The sequence below is a fragment of the Leptospira neocaledonica genome (assembly GCF_002812205.1).
GTDB classification, from domain to species: domain Bacteria; phylum Spirochaetota; class Leptospiria; order Leptospirales; family Leptospiraceae; genus Leptospira_B; species Leptospira_B neocaledonica.
The window spans coordinates 1-2,786 of sequence record NZ_NPEA01000022.1; the positions used below are offsets into that span (position 1 = coordinate 1).

Annotated in this window: 2 protein-coding genes; both read right to left on the reverse strand. The window is 38.8% G+C overall.

Annotation, left to right across the window (positions count from 1 at the left end; translation table 11 throughout):
* Positions 1-231: 231 nt before the first annotated feature.
* On the reverse strand, positions 232-1,173 hold the full coding sequence (locus CH365_RS19760; protein ID WP_100770267.1) for an SDH family Clp fold serine proteinase: 942 nt from the start codon (positions 1,171-1,173) through the stop codon (positions 232-234).
* A 237-nt stretch (positions 1,174-1,410) separates the two neighbouring features.
* Positions 1,411-1,872 carry a hypothetical protein gene (locus CH365_RS19765; protein WP_100770268.1) on the reverse strand — a complete coding sequence of 154 codons (462 nt, stop codon included), beginning with the start codon at positions 1,870-1,872 and terminating at the stop codon, positions 1,411-1,413.
* Between the last annotated feature and the right edge of the window lie 914 nt (positions 1,873-2,786).

Here is a 2,786-nt window from a genome sequence, read left to right on the forward strand (position 1 = left end):
AGCAAATGGGAAACGATGCTTATGATTTGCTTTTTCGAAAATCAACATAATTTTTGTCCATTGCGTCTAACGACCAAGGCTTGACGACGTTTCGCGAGTCCGAAGGACTTGGCGCGAGTTTTGCCCTGCAAAACGAGTGACAAAGCGAAATGTGCCGGAGGCCAAGCGAGAGTGCGAAGCATCTCGAAGCGCTGCGTCAGAGCCGATAGTTAGACGCCGTGAGAATTTTACTTAATTAGTTACTTTTGAAAATTTTGATTTTGAATCTAAAGACCCAATGTACGTAAACTCATGGTTCAAATAATTAGCGATAGCCGATATTAAATTTAGAACTGAATAGACCTCATTTGAAAATCTATATTCATCCGTATCAAGTCGAACAATTTCGTTCCCAAAAATACTGATGGCTTCAACTTTATCTATCACAAAACCATGATCTTTATATGTATAAACTAGTATGTTAGATATTCTGTTAATATCTTCGCCCATATTTAACTTATGCGTTTTTAAGAGTCTTTCAGCATATTGTACAGCTGATTCTGCCACCCGCTCATAATATCCAATATTTATTGGGTCTATCGATAAATTCAAATATTTGGCAAACATTTCCGATGATCCTGGGTTAGCACTTACCAATTGAGCTAAATGCTCTATGGCATTTTTTAAGCCAAGGACTGGTTTATTCTTTAGTTGTGGATCTATTGGACCTAATTCACTCAAACTCCCCATATGAATCTCATCAGCTACACAACATAGCAACGTAGCTGCAGATTTTGCAATTCGAGGAATAGCAAAGGATATTTTCTCATCGCAGTGCTCCCTTAGCAATTTACCTATCAGATAAGCCGTCCCTATCGATCCGCCTCGAGAATATATAACGTATAAAATAGGTTTTGAAGTATCAAAAGAAACGACAGATTCATAAATTGAGTCTGCATCACCTTTATTAATGCTATTTTGATCGTAATGTATTAGAACATTATAATTGGTTAGAGTCTTATACTTATTAAGGGTTTCCTTTAGATAATCTGAAATCAATTGAATACAACTATCTTCAGATTCTTTTGTGGCTTCTTCCCCATAAGCTAAAAAGACAGAATTAATTATTTCATTCCAAGAGATCGGTTTCTTTACTTGGTCTTTCGGGAGTTCTTTATCGTTTTGGTCTGACATATATCTATTCCAATTTTTTTCTCATGGCGTCTAACGACCAAGGCTTGACGACGTTGGCGAGCTGAGCATTAGCGAAGACAGGCACGAGAATTGCTCTGCAATTCGGGTGACTGAGCCAATGTGGCGCAGCCCAAGCGAGAGTTGCGTAGCAATCTCGAAGCGCAGCGATAAGCCGATAGTTAGCCGCAGTGATCAAATCTATAACTAATTACGTCTGCATTGAAAAATAAATTCTACCTATTCAACACATCTTACATCTAATTTACTGAAATACACATAGCTTCCAACTAAATTCTCCTCATTAAGAGAAAGCGTTGGATCAGGTTTCATTCTAACCCCATAAGTCCAATTTTCAGAAGGAGAACGTGACCAGTAATTGCAATACTGGCCAGGGTCAAATGTCCATTTTATTGATTTGTAAGCTTCACAACTTTCGTTTATCCAGTAAGCGCCGCTATTATACAGGTCTAAGAGCTCAGCCTTCGAAGGTAACCGCATTTGAAGAGAAGAACAACGATTCTCTGCTTCATATAATTCCAATACACCTTGATACGCAGACCAATGAAGACCTACTTCATTCTGAGGCCCATACGGATTTCTAGATTTTAGATAATAAATGTAAAAAGATGAAAGTAGAACGGCAATAAATACGGTAAGCGCAATCAACAATTTTACTTTCTTTCTCATTATCTCAAACATATTTAGTATCTCCTTTCACAACAAATAAACAAAAGTCTAAAAAATTAACATTCTCAAATATACAATATAAGTGAATATTAGATCATTGCGGCTAACGACCAAGGGTTATCGACGTTGGCGAGCTGAGCAGTTGCGAAGACAGGCACGAGAATTGCTCTGCAATTCGAGTGACTGAGCCAATGTGCCGAAGGCCAAGCGAGAGTGCGTAGCATCTCGAAGCGCAGCGATAAGCCGATAGTTAGGCGCAGTATCGCTCCTAACACACTGCACCAAAACCCTACTCTATAAAATCCTCAAATAGAATGAAAGCAAATTAGTGGCTAATTCACTTTCACAATATAAAGTAGCGAGCCCTTTTCGTACCATCCAATATGAAAGTGACAAGAGTTTAAGATAAGATCTTTAACATGGAAGCTAATCTATCAGTATACGATATAAAACAAGAAAAGGGTGAAAGCGACCTAACCTTAAGTAGATCGTGAGCAGCTCCACGGTAAAATCCAAAACTTATATAATAAAAGAGAAAAAAAGATCGCGATATTGCGCCTAACGACCAAGGGTTATCGACGTTGGCGAGCTGAGCAGTTGCGAAGACAGGCACGAGAATTGCTCTGCAATTCGAGTGACTGAGCCAATGTGGCGCAGCCCAAGCGAGAGTTGCGTAGCAATCTCGAAGCGCAGCGATAAGCCGATAGTTAGGCGCAGTATCGCACCAAACACACTGCACCCAAACCTACTCTGCAAAATCTTCTAACAGAATAAAAGCAAATTAGTGACTAATTCACTTTCACAATATAAGGTAGCGAACCCTTTTCGTACGCTATCAATATAAAGGCGAAAAGAGTTTAAGATAAGATCTTTAACATGGTAGCTAATCTATCAGTATACGATATAAAACAAGAAAAGGGTGAAAA

Coding starts and splice junctions, on each gene's coding strand:
- CH365_RS19760 (WP_100770267.1), bottom strand. CDS start 1,173: ATGTCAGACCAAAACGATAAAGAACTCCCGAAAGACCAAGTAAAGAAA.
- CH365_RS19765 (WP_100770268.1), bottom strand. CDS start 1,872: ATGTTTGAGATAATGAGAAAGAAAGTAAAATTGTTGATTGCGCTTACC.